General features: G+C 69.8%; 24 protein-coding genes. 18 read left to right on the plus strand and 6 right to left on the minus strand.

What is annotated here, in order from left to right; translation table 11 throughout:
* Window positions 1–25: 25 nt before the first annotated feature.
* Together ACFV9C_RS33105 and ACFV9C_RS33110 are read right to left on the minus strand one after the other, a co-directional pair.
* Complete coding sequence (locus ACFV9C_RS33105) at window positions 26–748, minus strand: hypothetical protein (protein WP_380199674.1); 723 nt, start codon at window positions 746–748, stop codon at window positions 26–28.
* Between the two features lie 230 nt (window positions 749–978).
* Window positions 979–1,584: a hypothetical protein gene (locus ACFV9C_RS33110; RefSeq protein ID WP_380199676.1), complete on the minus strand. Its 606-nt coding sequence runs from the start codon at window positions 1,582–1,584 to the stop codon at window positions 979–981.
* 83 nt (window positions 1,585–1,667) lie between these two features.
* On the opposite strand from ACFV9C_RS33110, the gene ACFV9C_RS33115 reads away from it, so the two are divergent.
* The 8 genes from ACFV9C_RS33115 (at window position 1,668) to ACFV9C_RS33150 (ending at window position 9,960) form a co-directional block, all read left to right on the plus strand.
* On the plus strand, window positions 1,668–2,462 hold the full coding sequence (locus tag ACFV9C_RS33115) for a GNAT family N-acetyltransferase (RefSeq protein ID WP_380199678.1): 795 nt from the start codon (window positions 1,668–1,670) through the stop codon (window positions 2,460–2,462).
* 13 nt (window positions 2,463–2,475) lie between these two features.
* Window positions 2,476–2,865: a hypothetical protein gene (locus ACFV9C_RS33120; RefSeq protein ID WP_380199680.1), complete on the plus strand. Its 390-nt coding sequence runs from the start codon at window positions 2,476–2,478 to the stop codon at window positions 2,863–2,865.
* A gap of 83 nt (window positions 2,866–2,948) precedes the next feature.
* Window positions 2,949–4,058 carry a GNAT family N-acetyltransferase gene (locus ACFV9C_RS33125; RefSeq protein ID WP_380199682.1) on the plus strand — a complete coding sequence of 370 codons (1,110 nt, stop codon included), beginning with the start codon at window positions 2,949–2,951 and terminating at the stop codon, window positions 4,056–4,058.
* On the plus strand, window positions 4,030–4,980 hold the full coding sequence (locus tag ACFV9C_RS33130) for a potassium channel family protein (RefSeq protein ID WP_380199684.1): 951 nt from the start codon (window positions 4,030–4,032) through the stop codon (window positions 4,978–4,980). Before ACFV9C_RS33125 ends, ACFV9C_RS33130 begins: the two co-directional genes overlap by 29 nt.
* Before the next feature lie 222 nt (window positions 4,981–5,202).
* Entirely contained in the window at window positions 5,203–6,936 is a 1,734-nt protein-coding gene (locus tag ACFV9C_RS33135; protein ID WP_380199686.1) for a hypothetical protein, read from the plus strand.
* A gap of 126 nt (window positions 6,937–7,062) precedes the next feature.
* Entirely contained in the window at window positions 7,063–8,094 is a 1,032-nt protein-coding gene (locus tag ACFV9C_RS33140) for a LacI family DNA-binding transcriptional regulator (protein ID WP_380199687.1), read from the plus strand.
* Window positions 8,095–8,209: 115 nt separating this feature from the next.
* The gene (locus ACFV9C_RS33145) at window positions 8,210–9,130 is read left to right on the plus strand and encodes a carbohydrate ABC transporter permease (protein ID WP_380199689.1); all 921 of its coding nucleotides are present in this window, start codon (window positions 8,210–8,212) and stop codon (window positions 9,128–9,130) included.
* Window positions 9,127–9,960 (plus strand): carbohydrate ABC transporter permease, encoded by an 834-nt coding sequence (locus ACFV9C_RS33150; RefSeq protein WP_380199691.1) that lies wholly within the window; start codon window positions 9,127–9,129, stop codon window positions 9,958–9,960. The genes ACFV9C_RS33145 and ACFV9C_RS33150 overlap by 4 nt, the downstream gene beginning before the upstream one ends.
* A 47-nt stretch (window positions 9,961–10,007) precedes the next feature.
* Here ACFV9C_RS33150 and ACFV9C_RS33155 read toward each other — a convergent pair whose 3' ends face one another.
* Window positions 10,008–11,204: an RNA-guided endonuclease InsQ/TnpB family protein gene (locus tag ACFV9C_RS33155; RefSeq protein ID WP_380199693.1), complete on the minus strand. Its 1,197-nt coding sequence runs from the start codon at window positions 11,202–11,204 to the stop codon at window positions 10,008–10,010.
* 116 nt (window positions 11,205–11,320) lie between these two features.
* Here ACFV9C_RS33155 and ACFV9C_RS33160 point away from each other — a divergent pair, with 116 nt between their 5' ends.
* From ACFV9C_RS33160 to ACFV9C_RS33205, 10 genes are all read left to right on the plus strand, one after another.
* A complete protein-coding gene (locus ACFV9C_RS33160; RefSeq protein WP_380199695.1) occupies window positions 11,321–12,589 on the plus strand; it encodes an ABC transporter substrate-binding protein in 1,269 nt (422 codons plus the stop codon).
* The gene (locus ACFV9C_RS33165) at window positions 12,589–13,725 is read left to right on the plus strand and encodes an ADP-ribosylglycohydrolase family protein (RefSeq protein WP_380199697.1); all 1,137 of its coding nucleotides are present in this window, start codon (window positions 12,589–12,591) and stop codon (window positions 13,723–13,725) included. The genes ACFV9C_RS33160 and ACFV9C_RS33165 overlap by 1 nt, the downstream gene beginning before the upstream one ends.
* A gap of 35 nt (window positions 13,726–13,760) precedes the next feature.
* Window positions 13,761–15,059 (plus strand): ADP-ribosylglycohydrolase family protein, encoded by a 1,299-nt coding sequence (locus tag ACFV9C_RS33170; RefSeq protein ID WP_380199699.1) that lies wholly within the window; start codon window positions 13,761–13,763, stop codon window positions 15,057–15,059.
* Window positions 15,049–15,942, plus strand: a complete 894-nt coding sequence (locus ACFV9C_RS33175; protein ID WP_380199701.1) for a ribokinase — start codon at window positions 15,049–15,051, stop codon at window positions 15,940–15,942. The genes ACFV9C_RS33170 and ACFV9C_RS33175 overlap by 11 nt, the downstream gene beginning before the upstream one ends.
* A complete protein-coding gene (locus tag ACFV9C_RS33180; RefSeq protein ID WP_380199703.1) occupies window positions 15,939–17,921 on the plus strand; it encodes an SUMF1/EgtB/PvdO family nonheme iron enzyme in 1,983 nt (660 codons plus the stop codon). The genes ACFV9C_RS33175 and ACFV9C_RS33180 overlap by 4 nt, the downstream gene beginning before the upstream one ends.
* Window positions 17,918–19,105: a CaiB/BaiF CoA transferase family protein gene (locus tag ACFV9C_RS33185; protein ID WP_380199705.1), complete on the plus strand. Its 1,188-nt coding sequence runs from the start codon at window positions 17,918–17,920 to the stop codon at window positions 19,103–19,105. Before ACFV9C_RS33180 ends, ACFV9C_RS33185 begins: the two co-directional genes overlap by 4 nt.
* Window position 19,106: 1 nt before the next feature.
* Entirely contained in the window at window positions 19,107–19,934 is an 828-nt protein-coding gene (locus tag ACFV9C_RS33190; RefSeq protein WP_380199707.1) for an HpcH/HpaI aldolase/citrate lyase family protein, read from the plus strand.
* 10 nt (window positions 19,935–19,944) lie between these two features.
* A complete protein-coding gene (locus tag ACFV9C_RS33195; protein ID WP_380199709.1) occupies window positions 19,945–21,537 on the plus strand; it encodes a phytoene desaturase family protein in 1,593 nt (530 codons plus the stop codon).
* Entirely contained in the window at window positions 21,534–21,941 is a 408-nt protein-coding gene (locus ACFV9C_RS33200; protein WP_380199711.1) for a TIGR03668 family PPOX class F420-dependent oxidoreductase, read from the plus strand. Before ACFV9C_RS33195 ends, ACFV9C_RS33200 begins: the two co-directional genes overlap by 4 nt.
* Before the next feature lie 115 nt (window positions 21,942–22,056).
* On the plus strand, window positions 22,057–23,289 hold the full coding sequence (locus ACFV9C_RS33205) for an RNA polymerase sigma factor (RefSeq protein ID WP_380199713.1): 1,233 nt from the start codon (window positions 22,057–22,059) through the stop codon (window positions 23,287–23,289).
* On the opposite strand, the gene ACFV9C_RS33210 is transcribed toward ACFV9C_RS33205, so the two are convergent.
* The 3 genes from ACFV9C_RS33210 to ACFV9C_RS33220 are packed head-to-tail and all read right to left on the minus strand — an operon-like array spanning window position 23,279 to window position 26,320.
* Window positions 23,279–24,340 (minus strand): class I SAM-dependent methyltransferase, encoded by a 1,062-nt coding sequence (locus tag ACFV9C_RS33210; protein ID WP_380199715.1) that lies wholly within the window; start codon window positions 24,338–24,340, stop codon window positions 23,279–23,281. The two genes, ACFV9C_RS33205 and ACFV9C_RS33210, sit on opposite strands and share 11 nt — an antisense overlap.
* Window positions 24,341–24,350: 10 nt before the next feature.
* Window positions 24,351–25,316, minus strand: a complete 966-nt coding sequence (locus ACFV9C_RS33215) for a Gfo/Idh/MocA family protein (RefSeq protein WP_380199717.1) — start codon at window positions 25,314–25,316, stop codon at window positions 24,351–24,353.
* Window positions 25,313–26,320 (minus strand): alcohol dehydrogenase catalytic domain-containing protein, encoded by a 1,008-nt coding sequence (locus ACFV9C_RS33220; protein WP_380199719.1) that lies wholly within the window; start codon window positions 26,318–26,320, stop codon window positions 25,313–25,315. The genes ACFV9C_RS33215 and ACFV9C_RS33220 overlap by 4 nt, the downstream gene beginning before the upstream one ends.
* Window positions 26,321–26,353: the final 33 nt, after the last annotated feature.

Raw genomic sequence — 26,353 nt, forward strand, 5'->3', positions numbered from 1 at the left:
GCTTAGCCGGGTGGCCGCCCGGGTCCTACGGCGCCGAGGTGATCAGACGGGTGGACTCGCTCTGGGCGGTGATCGAGCCGTCCTTGAAGGCACTGTCGAGGGTGCCTTCGGTACGGCGGGTGAGCATCACAGTGACCTGGCAGGTGGTCGTGGGCTTGCGGCCCGGGGTCGGCGTACCGGTGATGGGGCGGAGGGACCCGGGCGGGATGCTGACCTCGGTCCGGCCGGGCTCCAGTGGGAGGCTGCCGGACTGGACGCAGTCGCCGGCCCAGGAGAGGAGCGACGACTGGTCGGACGGGCCGGAGTCGAAGCGGACCGGGATGGCGGCGCGGCGGGAGTACGTCGTACCGGTCTGGGGCGCGGTGAGCTTGACCCGCTCGGGCAGCTTGACCGTGGACTTCGGGGCGGAGTCGTCGCCGCTGCCGCGGGTGAGAGTGAAGGTGACCTCGGTACCCGCGGTGACCACACCGTCGAGCTGACCGTCGTAGTCGGTGACTCCGGCGGACTTGTGGTGCTTCAGCTGCACGTCCTTGCCACCGCCGGAGGAGGTGACCGACTCGCCGTCGCCCAGCTCGATGAAGGTGAGGGTACCCACGCGGTACGACGCACTCACGTCGGCGACGTCGGTCGTCTCCGGGAGCGTGACGACGTACGTGGCGGTGATGCCACTCGTCCGCACGTCTTTCGACTGCACGGTGGAACAACCTGCCAGTACCAGCACCATCGCACCCACCAGAATCCGCTTCACAGCCGACGAAGCTAACAGCGCCGGGGTCTAGCCGCGTGGGTAGAACTACGCAGATCGGGAAAGATTGGTGGTGTCGGACCGGGAAGCGCCTCACGGCGCGTGGCCGCTCGTAGCGGCTTAATTTGGGACCCGGGGCTTGCACCGGCCCGACACCTCGAACAGTGTAGCGGGTGCTCAAACGCCTTGTCCTGTTGAGATTTCGCCATAACATCCGCCGGGCGAGCGTGCAACTACCAGAGGTGTCCGGCGCGTTCGGCGCGGGCGGCGGTTTCCAGCTGGTCAGCGGTCTCGACCAGTTTGGCGGCGGACAGGACCCGGTCGTGGGTGTCGTCGGCGAGGTGGGCGCGGCCGGTGGCGATGATCCGGGCGAAGGCGGCGGCCCGGTCCAGGGTGGTGGCGAAGTCGCCGGTGGCGACGCCGCGGAGGACGGCGTCGACCATGTCGCGGACCTCGCGCGGACCGGGGGGTTCGGCGACGCCGGCGACGACGGCGTGTACTTCGGCGTACGAACGGCCGGTGGTGAACTCGCGGGAGACTTCCTCGGCGTTCGCGTGCACCCAGGAGCGCAGCACGTACAGCCGCCAGAGCGCGCCGGGCAGGGAGTCGGCGGGGGAGTCGGACCAGAGCTCGGCGAGTTCGTCCAGGCCGTACTCGTCGGCGAGTTTGACCACCCGGGCGTGCACCTCGGCGTCCTCGGACTTGCGCACCCCGCGGACCAGCAGCTCGGCGGTCCGGTGCGCGGCCTCGGTCACGGTGGCCGGGTCGCCGGCGCCGGGCAGCGACTCGAACAGCTTGTTGCCGGGCATGATCGGCCGACGCGGATTGGGAGCGCTCACGGCCTCCATGGTGCCTGACCCCACCGACAGCCGCATGCCGACGCGCGAAATATCGGGTTGCGGCCATTTGGTCTACTAATGCCGTGATTCCTCTCGACACGACACCCGCGGCCCTCGCTCTCCGGACCGCGTTCGACCAGCAGATCCGCACCCGGACGGGCCGCGACACCGTCGAGCACCTCGGCGCGGTGATCCGCAGCGTCGGCATCGAGGGCAACGGGTTCGTCCAGTACCTCGGCGGCGTCGACGGCGCGGAGCTGGACCAGCTGATCGCGGACCAGGTCGCGTACTTCAAGGAGCGCGGCACCAAGTTCGAGTGGAAGTACTACACCCACGACCTGCCGGAGGACCTCCCGCAGCGGCTGACGAAGGCCGGGTTCGTCCCGGACGACGAGGAGTGCCTGCTGATCGGTGACATCGCCGAGCTGGCGTCCGAGGTGGTGCTCCCGGAGGGGATCCGGCTGCGGGAGATCACCGAGTACGCCGACCTCGAGCGGATGCAGGCGATGGAGGAAGAGGTCTGGGGCTACTCGCACGACTGGCTGCCGGCGGCGTTGAGCGCGGACATCGCGAACGCCGACGAGCCGGGCACGGTGCTGGTGGCGGAGACCGACGAGGACGACCCGAAGCTGGTCTGCGGGTCCTGGATCCGGTTCCACCGCGGCACCGACTTCGCCTCGCTGTGGGGCGGTTCGACGCTGGCGGAGTGGCGCGGCAAGGGCATCTACCGCGCCCACGTCGCGTACCGCCGGAACCTCGCGGCCGCGCAGGGGTACAAGTACCTGCAGGTCGACGCGTCGCCGGACAGCCGCGGCATCCTGGCCCGCCTCGGGCTGCGGCCGGTGTCCGTGACGGTCCCGTACAACTGGAAGCCCTGAGTACCCTCGTCCCATGGCGAGTGGAGCGGGGAAGAGCAGTCAGCTGGCCAAGAACCTGGTGAAGTACGGCGTGCGCTACGGACCGCTGGTGGTCGAGGCGGTCCGGCACGGGCGCGAGCCCGCGCAGCAGGCGGTACAGGCCGCCTGGGCGAAGCGGTCCGCGCGCCGGAAGGCCTTCGAGCACGCGCTCACGGTCCGCGACGGGACGCTGCTGAAGGTGATCAAGGACGGTCAGGCGATCTTCTTCGTGTTTTCCGGCGACGCGATCGTGACGACGTACCCCGCCGTACCGCAGGCCACCTATCCGGAGCTGCTCCGGCACGCGGACCTCGACAAGCGCGAGACTCCGGTCGTCCTCCCGCCACGCCGTCCGTACCTGCCGAGGATCCGGCGCAAACGTTGACGCGGGCGTAACATTCCGGACCCGGCCGGGCAACACCTCCAGCGCACAGTGGAAAGCACGTTTCCACGAGGGAGGGCGTCCGCATGCTCTGGAAGATCAGGACCGAACTCGCCGACCGGCCCGGTGCCCTGGCCGAACTCGCTGCACGGTGTGGTGCGGACGACATCAACATCCTCCACCTGGAGGTCTTCACGTCCGAGACCGGCGCGGTCGACGAGCTGGTCGTCTCCACCGGTGTCGGCTGGACCGCCGACGACCTCACGGCCCTGGTCGCGGAGGCCGGTTGCGTCCGTACGACGGTCCGCCCGTGCCAGGCCGACGTACTCCATGACGCCCCGACCCGGTACCTGCGGGCCGTACTGCGGCTGATCGACGACCCGGTGTCGGTCGACGACGAGCTCGGCGCGCTGCAGGGGTTCGACGAGTACACGCCGGCGGAGTGGGCGCGGGCCGACGTACTGGTGGAGATCGCCGGCCGCCTGGCCGAGCGGTACGAGACTCCGGAAGGCCCGCGGCCCGGTAGCGGCGTACCGACCACGAGGACCGCCACCGTCGAGGACGCCGACGCGGTCGTCGCGATGCACGACCGGTGCTCGTACGAGAGCCGCACCCGCCGGTACCACGTGCCGATGCCGAAGCTGACCGCGCGGACGGCGCGGCACCTGTCCGCGCCGGCCGGTGGGGTGTCGATCGTGGCGTGTGTCGGCGACGCGGTGGTCGGAATGGCGACGGCGGCGCCGTGGGAGGAGCTGGGCAGTACGACGATGGAGGTCGCCGTACTCGTCGAGGACGGCTGGCAGGGGCAAGGCCTCGGGCTGCGGCTGCTGCGTGAGGTGGTCGAAGGCGCCCGGACCCGCGGCGCGGACCGGATCGTGTGCATGGTGCAGCCGGAGAACCACGCGATGCTGCGGACCTTGGAGCGGTTGCGGATGCGTTCGCGGGTGGTCCGCGACGGCGACAGTCTGATGGTGAGTGTCGCGCTGTCCGACCGGAGCCTGTCGCATGAGGTGGATCGGGCCGCGGTGCAATATCGTCATAGCCGTGCCACCCCTTCCCACCGGCCGGAACCCCCACGGTCTGCTGGTCAACCTGCCCGCGAGCACACGCTCGCCGCTCTTTCAGCTCTTCACGCGGTTCCTGATCGCGCTGGGGCTGCTGACCGTGATGGTGCTGATCGTGGTGGTCGACCGTGACGGCTACCGCGACAGCTACGACGGCAAAGTCGGGTTGATCGACAGCATCTACTACGCAACCGTCACGCTCACCACGACCGGGTACGGCGACATCACACCGGTGACGCCCACTGCCCGGCTGGTGAACGCCTTCATCGTGACTCCGCTGCGGATCGCGTTCCTGGTGGTTCTGGTCGGTACGACACTGGAAGTGCTGGCCAACGAGGGTCGCCGGATCATGCGCGACACGCGCTGGAGGAAACGGATGAAGGACCACACCATCGTCGTCGGCTACGGCACCAAGGGCCGCTCGGCGGTGCACACGCTGCTCAGCAACGGTGTCAAGCGGGACAGCATCGTGGTGATCGACCCACGGGCGCAGGCGATCGGGGACGCGGGCAACGACCAGATGGCCGCCTTCCACGGCGACGCGACGAACCGGACGGTACTGCGTCGCGCCGAGGTGATGACGGCCCGCGAAGTGATCGTGACGACCGACCGGGACGACTCGGCCGTGCTGGTCACGCTGGCGGTCCGGCAACTGAACCCGAACGCGCACATCGTCGTCGCGGTTCGGGAGGAGGACAACGTCCCGCTGCTGAGGCAGAGCGGTGCGGATGCCGTGGTCACCTCGTCGGAGGCCGTCGGCCGGCTGCTCGGCCTGACCTCGGTCAGCCCGAACCTCGGCGAGGTGATGGAGGACCTGCTGACGTACGGCGAGGGCCTCGAGGTCGCCGAGCGCCCGGTGCTCGGCCGCGAGGTCGGCAAGCCTCCGTCGGCGCTGCCCGACCGGGTCGTGTCGGTGGTCCGGGACGGCAAGGTGCACCGGTACTACGACTCGAACGTCTCGGTGCTTGCCGCAGGCGACAAACTCATCGTCGTCCGCCCCGCGAAGGAAACCCCGTGGGCAGAACGTCCCGGTGCGGACGAGGACGAAGACTGAGCCTCCGCTGAGAAGCGTGGTCACCTATTGACAGTGGGTGATGGCGAGGAATAAGCCTGGCCTTGTTGCACCGACGGCGGTCCACAAGGGGGGCCCTGCGCCGTCGCCGGCCCAGCCTCGGGCCCCCTGCTGCGGGGTGGAGGCGCGCCGATGCGCGGATCGAGTTATCGGTCGAGAAATCGCTGGGGAATAGGGGCCGCGGTCATCACACTCGCGATCGCGATGATGCCGGCTCTGGGGTGGCAGGCAACAGCCGCGGCGCCGCCCACTGGCGCGGGCGCGGTGAAGCCGAACGCGACCAACATGCTGGACTGCAACGGGTTCAGCCCGAAGTACAGGTCGGTCAAGAACGGACTGGGCGGGTTGTGTGCCGACCCCGTGACTGTCGATCAGAACGGAGTGCCCTGGCGCTTCGAGGACAACGAGCACTACATCGGCCACGACGAGCCGTCGGTGAAGTTCATCTCCAGCCGGCCGGGTAGCGCGAACGACATCAGCTATCTGATGCGGCTGTCCAGGGACCCGCACGCGACGCCGACCGTGAACAGCCCGGCCGTGAGCAAGTACGCCGAGCTCAGCCCGGCGCCGTGGTTCGGGCTGCCGCTGTGCGACCCGAAGTCGTACCCACAGAACGCGTGTACGGCGGACAGCGACACCAACCGCTCCGCGATCAACGACCCGAACGGGGCCGGCTCCGCGTTCATGGAGCTGCAGTTCTACCCGCCGGGGTTCGCGCCGTTCATCGACGCGCCGAGCTGTGACGCGAACAAGTGGTGCGCGGCGTTGACGATCGACAGCCTGTCCTGCACGTTCGGGTTCGCGACCTGCAACAACAACTGCATCGAGCCGGTGAACTTCTCGTTCCTGCAGACCGACGGCGTACCCGCCGGGCCGCCGAGTCCACAGCTCACCGACGTGTCCACGCTGACGGGGAACAACCGCACCCTGAAGATGGGGCAGGGCGACGTACTGCGGGTGGTGATGCGCGACACCGCGCACGGTCTACTCGCGAGGATCGACGATCTGAGTACCGGGCGCAGCGGGTCGGTCGTGGCCAGCGCCGCGAACGGGTTCATGAACACCAACATCGCCGACTGCAGCGGCACGCCGTTCGACTTCCACCCGGAGTACAGCAGCGCGCAGCAGCAGAACCAGGTCCCGTGGGCGGCCCTGGAAGGTGGCGTACTGATGCAGGACGAGCTCGGGCACTTCGAGGCGTGCTCCAGCGTGTCGAGTGCGTTGCCGGTCAGCTCGACGTTCGCGGACGGGCAGAGCTTCTCGGATCCGAACGTCTACCAGGTCTGCAACGGTGGTGCCGAGGGCAACGGTTCCGGTGAGGGTCCGTGCAACCCGGCGACCGGGCTGTGCCAGAACGCGACCACCGAGGGCGGGATCGCCTGTCCCACCAACGATTCGGCCAGTGGCGTCAACTGCGAGTTCTCCGGGGCGAACTGCATGATCGCGGGTCCGCGGACCACGGTCGTGAACGGCAAGGCGGTGGTCGAACGATGGCCGATCGCCGGCTGCCAGGAGAACGTGTTCCAGAACGGCGACCTGGACTTCGACGGTTCGTCGTACCTGGCCGACTGGCCGGACGGTACCGCGGGGCATCCGACCTCGTTCGAGTATCTCGGGCCGTTCACCGGCGGCGGGCACCCGTATCCGTCCGTGCAGTTCGAGACGAACGTGGGCGCGTCGGAGATCCTCTGCAACACGCAGACCGGGGCCGGCTGTACGGCGCCACCGGCCGGCGCGGCGTTCTACCCGTTCTGGACGCTGGGGCGGTCGTCGCTCGGGTCGGGTGTGTGCGTGTGGAACTTCGGCAACGTGATCGCGGGCCGGACCACGCTGACGTTCGGGAAGACGGCGCAGTACGGCGTACCGGACCTGGCCCGGTTCGGCGGTACGTCGACGAGTGCGGTGCTGCCGAACCCGCAGCTCAGTACGCGTTGTTGAGATAACAGTTCGATCGCACGGTCCGCGGCGGAGCCTCGCCGCGGACCGTGCGGTGTTGACGGGGGTCCGACGGCGACCTAGGCTCTGGCCTGTAAACGATTACAAGAACGATTACAGGAGGCCGGCGTGAGTCGTCCGACGATCGCGGGGGTGGCCCGGGCGGCCGGGGTCTCGGTGGCGTCGGTGTCGCGCGTGCTGAACGGGCTGCCGGCCACCGAGGAGATGACCGAGCGGGTACGGCGCGCCGTCGCCGAGCTCGGGTACGTGCCGGACGCGCGGGCGCGGTCGCTGAAGGTCGGGCGGACGTTCCAGCTGACGCTGGCGGTCGCGGACGTCGGCAACCCGGTGTACGTGACGATGATGCGCGCGGTCGAGGAGGTCGTGTCCGCGGCCGGGTACCGGCTCGTGGTGACGACGACCGGACCGGAGGTGGTCGACGAGGTCGCGCTGGTGCAGGGGATGGCGCGTGGGTACGCCGACGGCCTGCTGATCAGCCCGATCCGCGTCGACGAGGACCTGGTGAAGGCGATCCGCGCGTGCGAGGTCCCGGTGGTCGTCGCCGGTAGCGTCCCGTCCAAGGCCGGCGTCGACACCGTACGGGCGAACTCCCCGAAGGGCATGCTGCTCGCCGTCGACCACCTCACGTACTGCGGCCGGCGGCGCATCGCCTTCCTGAACGGTCCCGCCGACACCGTGCCGGGCGCCGCCCGCGCGAAGGGCTTCGCGGAGGCACTCAAAGCACACAATCTCAAGCCCGTAGCCGTGGTCGAAGCGAATGACTTCACCTTCGCCGCCGGCCGCACCGCAGGCCTGGAACTGTTGAAAAGCAGGGGGAGTGCGAAGACGCGCGCCTCCTCCTCCCACCCGGGGGGTGGGTTTGATGCGGTCGTGTGTGCGAACGATCTGCTGGCGGTCGGGCTCATGCACGAGCTGGCGGCGGGCGGGCTCGACGTACCGGGCGATGTGGCGGTGGTCGGGATGGACGACAGCGAGTTGGCCGAGCAGAGTTTTCCGCCGTTGACGAGTGTGAATCTGGGGTCCGCGGAGCGGGGGCGGCGGGCGGCCGAGTTGCTGTTGGCAAGGATCGACGACAACGACCGGACGCCGCGGCGGATCGTCGTACAGCCGTCGTTGAGTATCAGGAGGTCCACGCCGTGACGGTGCTGATGCCACGCCTCCGGCGCGGCGGGTCATGGGGCTGTTGCTCCCGGTCTTCCCTCGTCGCTCTGGTCGCTTCGCTCCCGCCGCTCCTCAGTCCAGACCGGGAGGCCCCATGACCGCGACCATGACCGCGCCGGCGCCGGTGAAGAAGAAGGCTGGGAAGCCCAAGCAGAACAGGGAAGCGATCCTGCTGTTCCTGCCCGCGCTGCTGCCGGTGCTGATCCTCAGCGTCTACCCGCTGATCCGCGGCATCGCGCTCGGCTTCACCAACGCGCGCGCCGGCCTGCACGTCGAGACGAACTTCGTCGGGTTCGACAACTTCGCCAAACTCCTGCACAACAACCTGTTCTGGGACTCGTTCCGGATCGGCGTGATCTGGACGCTGTCGGTCACGATCCTGCAGTTCGTCGCCGCCCTTGGTCTCGCGCTGCTGCTGAACACCGACCTCAAGTTCCGCGGCGTCGCCCGTACCCTGGCGCTGATCCCGTGGGCAATGCCGCCGGTGGTCGTCGCGATCATGTGGCGGCTGCTGCTGCACCCGACGAACGGCCCGGTCAACGAGATCCTGCAGAAGCTGCACTTCACCGACCACCCGATCAACTTCCTCGGCGACTTCAGTACGGCGCTGCCGGCGGTGATCGTGGTCGGGATCTGGGTCGGCATGCCGATGACCACGGTGACGCTGCTCGCCGGCCTGCAGGGCATCGACCGGACCCTGTACGAGGCGGCCGCGGTCGACGGTGCCGGTGCGTGGCGCCAGTTCTGGAACATCACGCTGCCGCAGCTCCGGACCGTGATCGTCGCGATCACCAGCCTGGACATGATCTGGAACTTCAACTCGTTCGGCCTGGTCTACGTGCTGACCGCGGGCGGCCCGGGCGGCAAGACGATGCTGCCGATGCTGTTCGCGTACAACGAGGCGTTCCGCTACGGCAACTTCGGAATGGCGGCCGCGATGGGTGACGTGATGGTGGTCATCATCATCCTGTTCCTGTTCTTCTACCTGCGGAACCGCCTGCGGAGCGAAGCATGAGGACCCGGCCGGCCACCCGCGCGCTCCAGTACGTCGCCGTCCTGGCGTACCTGATCTTCCTCGGCTTCCCGCTGCTGTGGCTGATCTCCAGCTCGCTCAAGTCGCCGCAGGAGTTCGCCGGCATCACGCCGTCGATCCTGCCGAAGCACCCCAGCTTCTCGAACTACAGCGACGCGCTGAGCGAGCAGGGCCTGGTCCGCGGCCTCGGCAACAGCCTGCAGATCTCGATCTACAGCACGATCCTGGTGCTGATCGTCGCGCTCCCGGTCTCGTACGCGCTGGCCCGTTTCCGCAGCCGGCTGCGGCCGCTGACGAACGGCTGGATCCTGGTCAACCAGGTGTTCCCGGTGATCCTAATTGTGATCCCGCTGTTCATGATCCTGCGGCCGCTGCACCTGACGAACACGATCCCCGGCGTGGTGGTCGTGTACATGGTCTGGTCGCTCCCGTTCGCGCTGTGGATGCTGCAGGGGTACGTCGCCGCCGTACCGCGTGAGTTGGAAGAGGCCGCGTCCGTGGACGGCGCATCGCGACTGCGCACGATCGTGTCGATCGTCATGCCGCTGCTGCGGCCCGGGCTGATCGCAACCGCGATGTTCACCTTCATCTCGGCGTGGAACGAGTTCTTCTTCGCCCTGGTCCTGTTGCAGGACCCGCAGCTCAAGACGCTTCCGCTGGTACTCGCCCGCTTCGTCGGTGCCGAGGGCCAGGTGCAGTTCGGCCCGCTCGCCGCCGCCTCGGTACTGGCGACCGTGCCAAGTCTGGTGTTCTTCGCCTTCCTCCAGCGCCGGTTGACGTCCGGCCTGCTGAGCGGCGCAGTCAAAGGTTAGGAGAGGTATTGACGTCCTCCCCACCCCTGGGGTGGGGATTCCAACAACTACGTGGAGGTAGCGAGTTGAGGTTCACGCTTCGGCGAGACCCGACCGGGCGTCTCTCGGCGTGCGCTGACGGCCCGTCCGGCCGCGATGTTGATGGCCGCGTTCACGTCCGCGTTGGCCCGGTGCCCGCAGGCTGTGCATCGGAACACCGCTTGGCTCTCGCGGTTCTCCGCTGCACAATGCCCACAGACGCTGCAGGTCTGCGACGTATACGCAGGACTGACCCTTTCGACTCGCCCGAGCGCTTTGTGCTCAAGGCGACGTACCAGGCCACCCCAACCGCTGGAGAGAATGCCTCGGTTCAGTACGCGTTTGGCACGGCGCCGGTTCGGCAGGTACGAACCTGGTCGTTCGGGATCGGGTTTGGGTTTGGGCCGACGAGTCATCTGGGTGATACGCAGGTCCTCAACCCGGATCACGTCGAACCGACGGGCAAGGTCGGTGCTGGTCTTCTCGACCCAGTCTTTGCGGCGGTCGCTGGCGCGGGCATGCATTTTGGCGATCTTGGTCGTCACCCGCTGACGGCGCTTGGAGCCGCGCCGACTGCGGTCAAGGCGGCGTTGCAGCTGCTTCAGCCGTACCTGCTCGGCCTCCGACAGCCCGGGGCAGGCCAGACGTTCCCCTGTACTCAACGCCGCCGACACGGTCACGCCGCGGTCCACACCGACTACCTCGCCGGTGCCAGGTGCCGGGATCGGCGACGGGATCGCGGCGAACGCGAGGTGCCAGCGACCGGCCCTGTCCTGAGTGATGCGGTACGACTTTGCCTTGGGTACCGCACGGGACAGTCGGAATCGCACCCAGCCCACCTTCGGCACGTTCACCGCGGCCCACTTCCGGCTCAGTTTCACGATCCGGGACGCCTGGGAGCCAACGATCCGGAACCCTTCGTGCAGCCCTACTTTGCGCCAGGTCGGTCGCCGGTAGGTCCTGGCGTAGTAGTGCCGAACAGCTTGGTTGAAGTCCCGGAGAGCCTGCTGCTGCACGGTCTGCGACCCGGCGCGCAGCCACCCGAAGACGGCGCGTACTTCTGTCAGTTGGCGTGCCTGCTCGACATAGCCCGGCGTCGGGCCCTTGTCGCGGGTCCACATGGACCACTGCTCCAGCGCCAGGTTCCACACATACCGTGCATGCTCGCAGTGCTGCAGCAAGCTCACTCGTTGCTCGGCAGTCGGGTACAGCCGGAACCGGGACATGGAATCCATCCAATCAGTCGGGACCGACAGTCCCTGATGGCCGAAGGGAGGGAGTCGCGGTTCGTCCCCGTCCGGAAGATGGGGGTATCTCCGCGACTGACTCGATGAAGAAGGTAATGACGGCACTATTCGCGGCGGGCGCACTGGTGGCGCTCGCGGCGTGTGGGGGCAACAGCAACGACAACAGCAGTTCGAGCAGCTCCAACGAGAAGGTGACGCTGAAGTTCCAGAGCCTCGCCTTCCAGAAGACCACGGTGACGGCGACGAAGAAGATCGTCGCCGACTGGAACGCGGCCAACCCGAACATCCAGGTCGAGTACGTCCAGGGCAGCTGGGACTCGGTCCACGATCAGCTGGTGACGCAGTTCCAGGGCGGTACGGCGCCGGACATCATCCACGACGAGTCCGCCGACATCACCGGTTTCATCAACCAGGGCTACCTCGCGGACCTCTCGCCGTACCTGAGCCAGGAGACCAAGGACGCCGTCTCCCAGGGCGTCTGGGACACCACCTCCAAGGACGGCAAGATCTACGGCGCGCCGACGCTGCTGCAGTCGTACGTCGTGTTCGGCAACACCGCGATGCTCAAGGCCGCCGGGATCACCGCGACCGGTGACTCGCTGAGCTGGGACGACCTGGCCGCGGACGCGAAGAAGCTGACCGCGGGCGGCAAGTACGGCCTCGGCTGGGGCCTGAAGAGCCCGACCGCGACGATGCTGAACCTCGGCCTGAACTTCGACGCGAAGTACTTCGACGGCAGCGGTACCGACGCGAAGGCGACCGTCGGCGAGGCGGAGCTCGAGGTCCCGAAGCGGATCCACGCGATGGCGTACGACGACAAGTCGATCGACCCGACCTCGCTGACCCAGGGCGGTACCGACGTACTGCCCGGGTTCTACGCCGGCAAGTACGGGATGATTGTCGCCGGCAACTACGTCGCGCAGCAGATCCTCGCCGAGGCGCCGAAGGCCTTCCAGTGGGAGGTGCTGCCGCCGCTGAAGGGCACCAGCACCAAGCAGGCCGCGAACCCGCAGACCCTGTCGGTGCCGGCCGAGGGCAAGCACGTCGAGCAGGCGGCGAAGTTCATCGACTACTTCATGAAGGCAGACAACCTGGCCGCGGTCGGCCAGGGCGACCAGCTGATCCCGAGCACGCAGGCGGCCCGGGACGCGATCCAGAAGGCGACCGGCGGGAAGAACGGCTGGCAGCAGACGCTTGCCTCCGGCACCGAACTCACCAAGGCGCCGTTCCAGAGCGTCGACAACTACCCGAAGTGGAAGGACCAGATCGCGACGCCGGCGTTCCAGGAGTTCCTGGCGAACAAGACCGATCTGCAGGCACTGGGCAAGAAGCTGAGCGACGGATGGGGTCAGGTCAACAACTGATGCCTCTTCTTGAAGAGAAAGCAGTAGGGGTCCTCGCCGGGGCCGCGGTCGGTGACGCGATCGGTGGCGCCGTCGAGGGCTGGACGCCGGAGGCGATCCGGGAACGGCACGGCGGCTGGGTGACCGGCATCGTCGGCCCGTGGTACGACGACTGGCGCACCGCGCGCCCGATCGCGCCGTACCACAAGGGCGACGGGCACATCACCGACGACACCTTGATGACGCATGCGCTGGTCGAGGTGTACGACGAACGCCGTACCCACCTGGACGCCTACGCGGTCGCGGAGTCGCTGGTGCCGAAGATGCTGAACGGGACCCGCTGGGTGCCGGAGCTCGAGGCGGACGCGTTGCTGCTGCAGCGGGTGTTCCTGGCCGAGAAGTGGCTGGTCGCCCGGCTGCACTACGGGCACGTCGACCCGCGCGAGGCCGGTGTCGGCAACATCGTGAACTGCGGCGCGGCGATGTACATGGCGCCGGTCGGGATCGCCAACGCGGGCGATCCCGAGGGCGCGTACGCCGAGGCGCTGGACGTCGCGGGTGCGCACCAGTCGAGCTACGGGCGGGAGGCGGCCGGCGTGTTCGCGGCCGCCGTCGCCGCCGCGATGGCGCCGGGGGCGACCCCGGCGTCCGCCGTCGGGACCGCGCTCGGGCTGGCCAAGGACGGCACTCGGAGGGCCGTCGAGGCGGTCGCCGAAGCGGCCCAGGGCATCACCGACTGGGAGCAGGCGATCCCGGTCCTGCGGACGGCGATCGAGCCGTTCGACACCGTCGGTCCGAACTACCGCGAGCTGTCGATGGACGCCCGGCGGCCGAGCCGGACGAAGGCGATCGAGGAACTGCCGGTGGCGCTCGGGTTCGTCCTCGTCTCCGAGGGAGACGTACGGCGGGCGGTCCTGGGCGGCACGAACTACGGACGGGACGCGGACTCGATCGCGTCGATGGCCGGTGCGATCACCGGGGCGCTGCAAGGTCTGGGCGGCGTGCCGCAGGACTGGGTGACGGAGATCGCCGCCGCGAGCAAGACCGAACTGCTGGAGCCCGGCCGGGTGATGGCGGCCGTCGCGCAGGACATTCGGACGGCCGATGCGGACCGGTGGGCCCGGCGGAACGCCGCGCTGGACGGCCTGACGCGATAACGACGTACTGACGATGTACTGGAGAAGTTGACGCGATGAGATTGACGTGGGTGCAGCCGGAGGACCTCCTGCCGCACCAGCTGGTCCAGGCACGGTCCGAGGGGATCGACGTCACGGACGTGCAGGCGCGCTGGATCGCCGCCGGCGGTACGACGGACGCACCGGTCTCCGGCGCCTCCGACGAGCCGGCGACGCCCGTACTGCGGGCGCTCGCCCGGGAACTGCTGGAGGTGCTCGACGCCAGAACAGGGGACTGGCGTGCGCCCACCGTTCCGGAGTTGCCGTTGCTCGGGGAGTCGAGCGACCTGGAGGCCCGCACGCTGAACGCGTGGCTCGGCCGGTGCGCCGGGAACCTGCTCGGCAAACCGGTCGAGAAGATCCCGCGCGCCGGCATCCGGGAGATCCTGGAGAGCTCGGGCCAGTGGCCGCTCACGCAGTACATCACCGCCGTCGGCGTACCGGATGAGATCCAGCAGCGGTGGCCGTGGAACCGGCGGTCGAAGCCGACCAGCCTCCGCGAGGTCATCGACGGGATGCCCGAGGACGACGACATCAACTTCGCGATCCTCGCGCTGCTGATGATGGAGCGCTTCGGGCCGGGCCTGAGCACCGAGGACGTGGCGCAGAGCTGGCTCGGCGACCTGCCGGCCGGCCGGGTGTTCACCGCCGAACGTGTTGCCTACCGCAACCTTCTCGAAGGCGTCGAGCCGGGTCGCGCGGCGGTGGTCGGCAACCCGTTCCGGGAGTGGATCGGCGCACAGATCCGGACCGACGCGTACGGCTGGGCGCACCCCGGCGACCGTACGGCGGCGGCGCGGCTGGCGCTCGTCGACGCCCGGCTCAGCCACACCGGTGCCGGGGTGGACGGCGCGCTGTGGGTGGCCGCGATGTCCGCGGCGGCCCTGGTGGTGGACGACCCGGTCGAGGCCGTGACTGCCGGCCTGGAGGCGGTGGACGCCTCGGGCGCGATCGCCCGCGCGGTCCGCTTCGGGCTGACGCTCGCCGACGCCGGTCTGGACGAGGCCCTCGACGCGTTGCATGCGGAGTACGGCGACCTGCACTGGGTACACGCGGTGAACAACACCGCACTCACCGCCTACGCCCTGACGGCTCCGGACTTCGGGACCGCGATCGGCCGCGCCGTGATGGGCGGCTGGGACACCGACTCGGCCGGTGCCACCGTGGGCGCGGTTTTTGGCGCCACGCGCGGGGTTCCGGCAGAGTGGACGGAACCACTGGACAACCGGGTGGCCACCAGCCTTCCCGGAATGAACCAGATCGCGATCGACGAGCTGGCGCGGCGGACTGTGGAGGTGGCCCGGGGTGGAGCCTGAAGTTGTAGTGGTAGGTAGTGCGAACGTCGACCTGGTCCTGCCGGTCCAGCGCATCCCGCGGCCGGGGGAGACGGTGCTCGCGGGGCTGATGACCCGCGGCCCGGGCGGCAAGGGTGCGAACCAGGCGGTCGCGGCCGCGCGCGCAGGCGCCCGTACAGCGATGGTGGTCGCGCTCGGCGACGACGAGGGCGGCGCGCTGCTCCGGGACGCGCTCGACGGCGTGGACCTTTCGCTGGCGACCACGAGCAAGGCCCCGACCGGTACGGCGATCATCACCGTCGAGGAGAGCGGCGAGAACTCGATCGTCGTCGCGCCCGGTGCGAACGGCGAGCTGACGCTGTCCGGTGCCGCGCTGGCCGCGATCGGTCAGGCGAAGGTCGTGCTCGCGCAGCTGGAGATCCCGTTCGGCACGGTCCAGGCGGCGGCCGCGGCGGCGCCGTACTTCATCCTGAACGCCGCGCCGGCCGCGGAGCTGTCCGACGAGCTGCTCGCCGAGGTCGACCTGCTGGTCGTGAACGAGACCGAGGCCGAGGCGATCGCCGGGCCGGACCGGTCCGCGCTGCTCCGCAAGGTCCCGGCCGCCGTGGTCACGCTGGGTGGTGCGGGCGCGGTGATCCTGACCCGGGGCGCCCCCGAGATCGCGGTGCACGGAGTACCAGTGGAGGTGGTCGACACCACCGCCGCGGGCGACACGTTCTGCGGGGTGCTGGCCGCGGCACTGGCTGCCGTGTCAGCTAACGACTCGGTCACGAGAAGCGACCTGACGAACGCGGTCCGACGCGCTAACGTTGCTGCTTCATTAAGTGTTCAGGCCGCGGGGGCTATTCCCTCGGTGCCTCACGGGGATGCAATCGACGCGCGTTATGCGGAGGTATACCTGTGAACCCGCTCGAACCGCGGCCGATCGATCTACCGACCCTGGTGGACCCGACGGCCGACGTGTCCTTCCTGGACGACGCCAAGATCATCGGCGCCCCGGAGGACCCGGCCGACCTGCCGCGGTGGCGCGCCACGCTCGCCGAGTGGAAGGCCGGCGCCCTCGAACGGACCCGGTACGACGGTTCGCACTACGCGGAGCCCGGTCGCGAGTGGACCCAGACGGCGTACTCGGTGGCGCTCGTCTGGCTCTGGGACGACCTGCTGTACGACGTCCGGACCGGGAAGTTCACGCCGTCGACGTTCGTCGAGCACGGGGTCGCGGAGTTCGGCGGGTACGACGCGATCGTGCTCTGGCACGCGTACCCGGTGATCGGGATCGACGACCGGAACCAGTTCGACTTCTACCGCGACGTTCCCGGCCTGCGGCAACTGGTCGACGACCTGCACGAGCTCGGCCTGCGCGTGTTCTTCGACTACAACCCGTGGGACGTCGGCACCCGCCGGGCGGCGCGCCCGGACGCGGACGAGTTCGCTTCACTGGTCAGCGACTACAACGTTGACGGCGTGTTCCTGGACACTCTGAAGGAGGGCGACCCGGCGTTCGCGCGGGCGATCCGGAAGGCGAACCCGGCGATCGCGCTGGAGGGCGAGTCACGGTTGCCGCTGGCAAGGATCGGCGACCACGCGCTGTCCTGGGCGCAGTGGTTCGCCGACACGCACGCGCCCGGCGTACTGCGCGCGCACCTGTTCGAGCGCCGGCACATGATGCACCACACCCGCCGCTGGAACCGCGACCACAGCGACGAGTTGCAGTCCGCGTGGGTGAACGGCGTCGGCATGCTGGTCTGGGAGTCGGTGTTCTCGGCCTGGGTCGGCTGGAACGCCCGGGACCGCGCGACGCTGCGCCGGATGGTCGCCGCGCAGCGCGCGTTCGCGCCGGTGCTGATCGACGGCGACTGGATCCAGCTCACCCCGGAGATCCCGGACAAGGCCCGCGCGCACGGCGTCTACGGGTCCCGGTTCGACCTCGCCGACATCACGTTCTGGACGTTGGTCAACCGCGACGAGGAGGACTTCGAGGGCGTCGTGCTGCGCTCCGAGGACCAGGTCGGGGACTGGTACGACGTGACCTCGGGCGTCCCGATCACCGCGGACGACGACGGCGTCCACCTCGTCGTACCGGGTCGTGGCGTGGCCGGGATCGTCCGGGTCGGTGCGACCGCGGGCGCGTCCTGCCGGGCGACCGCGCGGAAGCTGGGGACGTTGCCGCGGGCGCATGTCGCGGAGTCCGCGTTCCCGATGCGGCCGGCCTCGCTGGTCGACGTACCTTCGGTGTCCGGTGACGCGTCGATCGGTGCTGTGGTGGAGGTGCCCGCCGGCCCTCGGACGTTGACGGTGAAGCATCGGCGGCGCGAGACGGGGCTGTACGACACCGCGCCGTACGTCGAGGAGTGGAAGCCGCTGCCGCCCCGCCTGCACGATCTGCAGACCGTGACGCGCGAGGTCTCGCTGCCGGGCATCTCGGTGGCGGTTGCCGAGGTGACGAATGCTCAGTATCTGACCTTCCTGCAGGCGACCGGATACCAGCCGCTGGTGGCGAATCGGTTCCTGAAGCACTGGGCCGACGGTGCTCCGGTGCCGGGGACCGAGGACGAGCCGGTGACGTACGTCGAGCTGGCGGACGCGCGGGCCTACGCCGCCTGGCGTGGCGGTCGGCTGCCTACCGAGGACGAGTGGCAGGTCGCTGCGGCTCTCGAAGGTTTCGTACGGCGGGAGCCGTTGGTGTGGAACCTGACCGAGAGCGAGTACCGCGACGGCCGCAGCCGGTTCTGCATCCTCAAGGGCGGTTCGCACTACCGCGCCGAAGGCTCCGACTGGTACGCCGACGGCGGGCCGCAGGAGCCGGAGGTCAGCTTCAAGCTGGTGCTCACCGGCGGCGGGCTGGACCGGTCGGCGACCATCGGTTTCCGGTGCGCGGGATGAGACCTGCTGCCCTCGACGGTGTGAAGGTGCTGGAGGCCGCGACCCTGTTCGCGGGACCGCTGGCGGCGACCTTCCTCGGCGACTTCGGCGCCGACGTCACGAAGATCGAGCACCCGTCCCGGCCTGATGCCGCCCGTACGCACGGTGCGTCGAAGGACGGGGTCGGGCTGTGGTTCAAGACGCTCGGCCGGAACAAGCGGCTCGCGACGCTGGACCTCTCTCGCGGCCGGGACGTGTTCCTGTCGCTGGTTGCCCAGAACGACGTGCTGGTCGAGAACTTCCGGCCGGGGACGTTGGAGCGTTGGGGGCTCGGACCTGACGTACTGCTGGAGGCGAATCCGCGGCTGGTGATCGCGCGGGTGACCGCCTTCGGGCAGGTCGGGCCGTGGTCGCGGCGGCCCGGGTTCGGGTCGCTGGCCGAGGCGATGAGCGGGTTCGCGGCGGTCACCGGTGAGCCGGACGGGCCGCCGACGCTGCCGCCGTTCGGGCTCGCGGACGGGATCACCGCGCTCGCCACGGCGTACGCGGTCCTGGTCGCGTTGCGGGAGCGGGATCGCTCCGGGTCCGGGCAGGTGATCGACATGGCGATCATCGAGCCGATCCTGATGATGCTCGGCGGCGGCATCACGGCGTATCAGCAGACCGGGTACGTGCAGCCGCGGCTCGGGAACCGGTCGTCGAACAACGCGCCGCGGAACGTGTACAAGACCGCTGACGGGCGGTGGGTGGCGGTGTCGACGAGTTCGCAGAGCATCGCCGAGCGGGTCGTCACGCTGGTCGGGCGCGCGGACCTGGTCGCGCAGCCGTGGTTCGCGACCGGGCGGGAGCGCGCGCAGCACGCCGACGAGCTGGACGAGGCGGTCGGGTCGTGGATCGCGTCGCGTCCGTTGGATCTCGTGATGGAGGAGTTCGAGAAGGCCGAGGCCGCGGTCGGGCCGGTGCACGACATCCGCGGCATCGTGGGCGATCCGCAGTACGCCGCCCTCGGCACGATCGTCAGCGTGGACGACGACGAGCTCGGCGGTCCGGTGGAGATGCAGAACGTGCTGTTCCGGCTGTCCGAGTCGCCGGGGGAGATCAAGTGGGCCGGACGCCCGCACGGCGCGAACACCGACGAGGTGCTCGCCGAGATCGGCGTCACGCCCGACCAACTGGCGGCCTTGCGCGCGGCCGGCGTGGTGTGACGTGCTGACCGCACTGTACGTTCCGGCGAACCGGCCGGACCGGTTCGCGAAGGCCGTTGCCGCGGGCCCCGATCTGGTGGTGTTCGACCTGGAGGACGCGGTACCGGTCGCCGACAAGGCGGACGCCCGCGGCTGGGCCGTGGCCTGGGTGGCGGCGAACGCCTCGCGGCCGGTGGAGGTCCGGGTGAACGCCTTGCACTCGCCGTGGATCGCGGACGACCTGGCCGCGATCTCCGCCGTACCGTCGGTGCGGTTGCGGGTGCCGAAGGTGGAGAGCGCCGCGGACGTGCACGCCGTTCTGGAAAAGGTGCCGTCGGCAAGGATCACCGCGCTGATCGAGTCGCCGCTGGGCGTCGAGCGAGCGTTCGAGATCGCCACCGCGAGCCCGCGGGTGGTCGCGGTCGCACTGGGCGAGGCCGACCTCTCCAGCGCCCTGGGAGTCGACGGTCCCGCCGGGCTCGCCTGGTCCCGCGCCCGCCTCGTCTCCGCCTCCCGAGCGGCTGGCCTAGGCGCCCCCATGATGTCGGTGTACCCGAACGTCAACGACTTGGACGGTCTGCATCGCACGTCGTTGGAAGGCCGAGCGCTCGGATTCGTCGGCCGTACGGCCATCCACCCTAGGCAGCTCGGGCCGATCGTGGAAGCGTTCACCCCCACCCCCGCGCAGGTAGCTGCCGCGCAGGAGCTGCTGGAAGCGGTCGAGAAGGCCGACGTGGCGAACGGCGGCGTACTGGTGCTGCCGGACGGCCGCATGGTCGACCCGGCGATGATCGGGCGCGCCCGCGAGGTCACCACCCTGATGCGGGAGATCGTGGCCAAGCAGAGCTAAGGTCTTAGGCATGCTGCCGCGCAGTGTTGATGCCGTGGTGATCGGTTCGGGGCCGAACGGGCTGGTGAGCGCGATCGCGCTCGCCGACGCGGGCTGGGACGTGCTGGTGCTGGAGGCCGCCGACACGTTCGGCGGTGCCGTGCGGTCGACCGAGGACGGCGGCTGGATCAGCGATCGTTTCAGTTCGAACTACCCGCTCGGGGTCGCGTCGCCGGTGATCCGCGCGCTCGAGCTGGAGAAGTTCGGACTGAAGTGGTCCCACGCGCCGCTCCCGCTCGTACATCTGCTCGACGAGGACGGCGCCGCCGCGGCGATCCACCCGGATCCGGAGGACACCGCGAAGTCGCTCGGCGCGGAACATCCCGGCGACGGTGACGCGTGGCTGCGGCTGTACCAGCAGTACGTGTCGGTCCGCGAGCCGCTGCTGAACGCGCTGCTCACCACCTGGCCGCCGGTCGGTCCGGGGCTGAAGCTGGCCCGGAAGCTCGGGTCCGCGGGGGAACTGCTGCGGTTCGCGCGGTTCATGGCGATGCCGATGCACCGGATGGGCCAGGAGTTGTTCGACGGGAGGCACGGTCCTGCGATCATCGCCGGGAACGCCCTGCACGCGGACGCACCGTTGTCGGGCAGCGTCAGCGGCACGATGGGCTGGCTGCTCGCGATGCTGGCGCAGGACGTCGGGTACCCGGTCGCGACCGGCGGCTCGTCCGCGTTCTCGGGCGCGCTCGTACGACGGGCCGAACGGGCCGGGGCGCTCCTGGTCCCGGGCATGCCGGTCACCGGCGTTGACGTCGCCGGTGGTCGCGTTACCGGCGTACGGACGGCATCCGGCGAGGTGGTGACGGTCGGGCGGGCGGTGATCGCGGACACCTCGGCGCCGGTGCTGTACGGCGAGTTGTTGCCGGAGGCCCTCGTTCCGGGCGGGCTGCGGCGGGACCTGGACGAGCGGTTCGAGTGGGACTACCCGACCGTCAAGCTGAACTTCCGGCTCAGCGGGCCGATCCCGTGGACGGCGGCCGAGGCACGCTCGGCGGGCGTCGTCCATCTCGGTGGTACGGCGGACGACCTGGTGCACCTGTCCGCGGACCTGGACACCGGGCGGGTGCCGTCGCAGCCGTTCCTGCTGATCGGGCAGACCACGAAGGCGGATCCGTCGCGGTCGCCGGCGGGGACCGAGGCGGTGTGGGCGTACGCGCACCTGCCGCGCGGGATCGCGGACGACGCGTCGGCGGAGAAGCTGGCCGGGCGGATGGAGCGCGCGATCGAGCGGTTCGCGCCGGGGTTCGGCGACCTGGTCGTCGGGCGGGACCTGCAGCGGCCGTCCGGTTTGGAGTCCGGGAACACCGCGCTCGGGTTCGGCGCGCTCGGCGGCGGGACGATGCAGTTGCACCAGCAGTTGGTGTTCCGGCCGACGATCGGGCTGGGCAGTGCGCGGACCTTCGTCGACGGGCTGTACCTCGGCAGCTCCGCGATCCACCCCGGCGGCGGCGTCCACGGTGCCTGCGGCCACCTGGCCGCCCGGACCGCCCTCCGCGACGCTTCCCTTCTCGGCCCGCTCACCCGCAAACTCCCCACCGCTGCCCTTCGGCACCTGCAGCGGTGAAGCTCGACGAGGCGGCCTGCAGGGCACGGGTGGCGGCCGCCCGGGTCGGCCGGCTGGCGACCGTCGGCGCGGACCTGCGGCCGCATCTCGTCCCGGTGACGTACGCCGTCCACGGTGACTCGTTGTTCGTCGCGGTCGACCAGAAGCCGAAGACGACGACCGCGCTGAAGCGGCTGCGGAACATCGCCGCGCACCCGGAGGTCGCGCTGCTGGTGGACGAGTACGACGAGGACTGGACGCACCTGTGGTGGGTCCGCGTGGACGGCTCGGCTCGGGTGATGCCGGAGGACCCGGCGGCGGTGGAGCTGCTGGTGGCGAAGTACCCGCAGTACGAGTCCGACCCGCCGCGAGGCCCGGTGATCGCGATCACGGCCGCCGGGTGGTCCGGGTGGTCGTTCAAGTGAGGACAGAGCGACAGGAGATGTCGGCCCGGAGCGGCGATGCGCACGCTCAGCCGATCGGCGGAGTGGTGCTGATCGACGTACATGTCCTGTCGCTGTGCACGCTAGGCTCGGCGGGGTGAACGTGGAGGGGGTATTGCGGGAGCTCGCGCCGCAGGTGCTGGGGTTCCTGGCGCGGCGGCACGGGCAGTTCGACCTGTGTGAGGACGCCGTACAGGAGGCGTTGCTGGCGGCGGCGACGCAGTGGCCGGTGGACGGCGTACCGGGGAACCCGCGGGGCTGGTTGATCACGGTCGCGACCCGGCGGCTGACGGACGTGTTCCGGAGCGAGAGCGCGCGGCGGCGGCGTGAGGACAACCTGGCCGCGATGGCCGGGCCGGAGGAGCTGGTTGCCCCGGGCGCCGATGTGGACGAGGCGCCGGACTCCGACGACACGTTGACGCTGCTGTTCCTGTGCTGCCATCCCGCGGTCACGCCCGCCTCCCAGGTGGCGTTGACGTTGCGCGCGGTCGGCGGTCTGACGACCGCGGAGATCGCCCGGGCGTTCATGGTTCCGGAGGCAACGATGGCGCCGCGGATCAGCCGCGCGAAGAAGAGCATCAAGGCGGCGGGCAGCCGGTTCGAGATGCCGCCGGCCGCGGAGCAGGCCGAGCGGCTGCGCGTAGTGCTGCAAGTGCTGTACCTGATCTTCAACGAGGGGTACACGGCCAGCTCGGGGGAGGAGCTGCAGCGCGTCGAGCTGACTGCGGAGGCGATCCGGCTGGCGCGGATGCTGCGTACGGCGCTGCCCGGCGACGGCGAGGTGGCGGGCCTGCTCGCGCTGATGCTGCTCACCGACTCCCGCCGCGCCGCGCGGACCACGACCGACGGCGGCCTGATCCCGATCGACGAGCAGGACCGCTCGCGCTGGGACCGCGCGCAGATCACCGAAGGCGCCGACCTGATCCTGCACACGCTCCAGCAGGGCACCGTCGGGCCGTACCAGCTGCAGGCCGCGATCGCCGCCGTCCATGCAGAGGCGCCGAGCGCGGACGCGACCGACTGGCAGCAGATCCACGCGCTGTACCTCGTACTGGAGAAGTTCGCGCCGAACCCGATGGTCACGCTCAACCGCGCGATCGCCCTCGCCCAGGTGGACGGCCCGCAGGCGGGACTCGACCTGCTCGCGACCATCGCGGACGACAAGAACATCACCGAGACGCACCGCCTGGACGCCGCCCGCGCCCACCTCTACGAACGCCTCGGCGACCTGCCCAAGGCCCACACCCACTACCTCGCCGCCGCCCGCCGCACCACCAGCCTCCCCGAACAGCGCTACCTCCAGGCAAAGGCCGACGCGATCACGGGATGAGCCGGTAGAACGCGAACATCGGGGTGCGGAACGGGAGCACCTGCGTCTCGGTGAAACCGGCCTCCGCGGCGAAGCCACGCAGCAGGTCCGGGCGCATCACCGCCCCGACCGCGGCCGACTCCGGATCTCCCATCGCCCCGGGCAGGCAGGACAGCAGGCTCCAGCCGTAGTGGTACTGCTCCAGCTCGGAGGCCGGTGCGGTGAACCTGTCCTCGACGTACTCGTCGACGACGAGCACCGAACCGTCGGCGGCCAGCATGCCGCGGGCGGTCCGCAGGGCCTCGACCGGCTGGGACATGTCGTGCAGAGCTTCGAGGACGGTCACCAGGTCGAACTGGCCCGCCCGCTGCCCGGAGGCGTCGGCGACGGCGAAGGTGACCCGGTCGGTCAGGCCCCGTTCGGCAGCGTGCCGGCGCGCGGCGGCGATCGCGTCCTCGTCGAGGTCGACGCCGTGCACGGTGACGTTCGGATAGGCCTCGGCGATCGCGATCGACGACCAGCCGGTACCGCAGGCGACATCGGCGACCCGGGCCGGCGGATCGGCTCGAAGGCGTTCGTCGACCTCGGGGATCCCCGGCAACCACTCCCTGCCGAGCCGGTTCAGGTACGTCGCCCGGTTGAACTCGGCCCGCCCTTCCGGCTCCCACGGTTGCGGGGGTGGTGCGTCGCCGGTGCGGTACGCCTGGACCAGGTCCGGCAGCGTCCGGATCGCTCGCGCGAGCTCGACGCCCTTGTACGCCTGGTAGTTGACGTCGTCGCCGTCCACGAGGACCGGGACGTGGTCAGCCGGTAGGTGGTATCGCCGTACGGCCGGCGCGGCGTCGACGTCGTCGACCTCGATCAGCCCGCTGACGGCCTGCTGCTCGAGCCATTCGCGGGCGTACCGCTCGTTGATCCGGGTGCGTTCGGCCAGCTCGGCCGACGTTGCCGGACCCTGCCCGGCGAGCGACCGGTACAGGCCGAGTCGCTCGCCGAGGTAGACCGACGCGAGTTCGAGCGCCGCGGCGGCGTCCCGGAAGAGACGTTCGGCCAGGGCGTTGGTTCGATCCATGCTGCTGATGCTACGAGGTGGTGATCCGGCGGCCGGTTTCGTGGGACTTGATCGCGGCGTGGGCCAGTTGGAGGGCGCGGCGGCCGGCTCGGGCGTGGATCGGAGGTGGGGCGCCGGTGTTGAGGGCGGTCAGGAGGGCGTCGACGTGGCGGTCGAAGGTGCCCGCGAAGGTGCGGGACTCGTCGTCGAAGTACGTCGAGTGCCAGCGTCGCTCGACCGGGTCGCCGGGCTTGCTGAAGCTGAGCGACCGGACCGTGTCGTGGATGACCAGGCGCCCCTCGGTGCCGTTGATCTCGAGGTGGTGCGTGTCCGGGTACGCGTACGACGAGTCGTAGCTGCCGAGCATCGTGCCGACGGCGCGGTTCGCGAAGTCGAGCGCGAGCGCGACCGTGCTGAACGCGCCGTACGTCTTGTCGGCCAGGTGCGCGGACACCGCGGAGATCGGGCCGGCCAGGTGCTCGAGCATGTCGAAGCCGTGGCACTGGGTCTCGATCAGGTTCGCGTGCGGGGAGCCGCCACGGTTCGCCTCGCCGCCGAAGCGCCAGGTGGCGAACACCAGGTCGCCGAGTTCGCCGGCGTCGATCAGCGCCTTGGCGCGTTGCACGGGCTCGGCGTACCGGTGGTTGAAGTTGATCGCGAAGAAGTTGCCCTCAGCATCATTGATCAGGGTGTCGGCCTGTCGCAGGTCGAAGACGAGCGGCTTCTCCACGAGCAGTGGGATGCCTGTGCGGACGAGCTTCAGCGTGACGTCGAAGTGCTCCTCGTTCGGCAGGCAGACCGTGATCAGCTCGGGGCGCTCGCGCGCCAGCATCAGGTCGAGATCGGTGTACGGCGTGGCGCCGTACCGCTCGGCCCGCGCCCGGGTGCGCTCTGCGGTCCGCCCGACGACGGCGACCAGTTCGGTGTCCTCGCGGCGGGCGAAGATCCGGGCGTGGTGCTCGCCCCAGCCGCCGGCGCCGACGACCGCGACCCTCACGACGCGCCCTCCTGGGTGATGACGACCTTGCCGGTCTCGCCGGCCAGGAACAACCGGAACGCCTCCGCGATCTCGGACACCGGGAAGCGGTGGCTGATCACCCGCGAGATCAGGTTCTGGTGCTCCGCGAGCAGCGCGAGGTTGCCGGGCATCTCGTCGTACCGGAAGTACTCGCTGCCGAGGACCGCGTGCTCGGGGCTGATCAGGTCGTCGGACACGTTCAGGGTGACGCCCTCGCCGTGGCCGACGCAGATCAGCGCGCCGCGTCTGCCGATGATGTCGAGCGCCGCCCGCCGCGCGGACTCCTTGCCGGAGGCATCGAACGCGACGTCCGGATTCCCCGCCGCCCGCAGGTCGCCGGCCGGCAGCGGGATCGCGCCGAACGTCTCGGCGAAGTCCAGCCGCCACTGCGACACGTCGGAGATGTAGACCGGTACGTCGGCGCCGTACTTGAGCTTGCTCATCACGGTCAACCCGAGCCCGATCGGCCCGGCGCCGGCGATGTAGACGCTCTCGACGTCCTGCCGGACCAGCGCGGCGCGGCCGAGGGCGTGGCTGCTGGTCCCCATCACGTCGAGCAGCATGGTGGCGTTGCCGATCTCGACGTCGTCGGTGATCGGGAAGAAGTTGGACTCGTGGACCAGCTCATACGGACCGTAGCCGCCGTCGTGGGTGAAGCCCATGTCGGCGCGTTTCGCGAAGCACTGGTTGGTGGCGCCGTACCGGCAGCTCCGGCATTCGCCGCAGTAGTCCATCAGGAACACGGCGCCGCGGGTGCCGACGGCGGTGCTGGTTCCGTCGCCGGCCTGCAGAACCGTCCCGGCGGCCTCGTGGCCGGGGACGACGGACGAGCCGTCGAAGTACTGGTGGCGGTCGGTGCCGCAGAGGGCGTTGGCCTGCACGGACAGCAGCAGTTGGCCGGGACCGGGATCAGGGTAGTCGTGAGCCGCGAACTCGATGTTTCCGGCTCCGGTGAACGTCGGGGCGAGAGCGGTGCGCGTCATGGTGCCGGAATTTACTACGTAGCAAATCCAGGC

It is taken from the genome of Kribbella sp. NPDC059898 (assembly GCF_042730855.1).
Lineage (GTDB): Bacteria > Actinomycetota > Actinomycetes > Propionibacteriales > Kribbellaceae > Kribbella.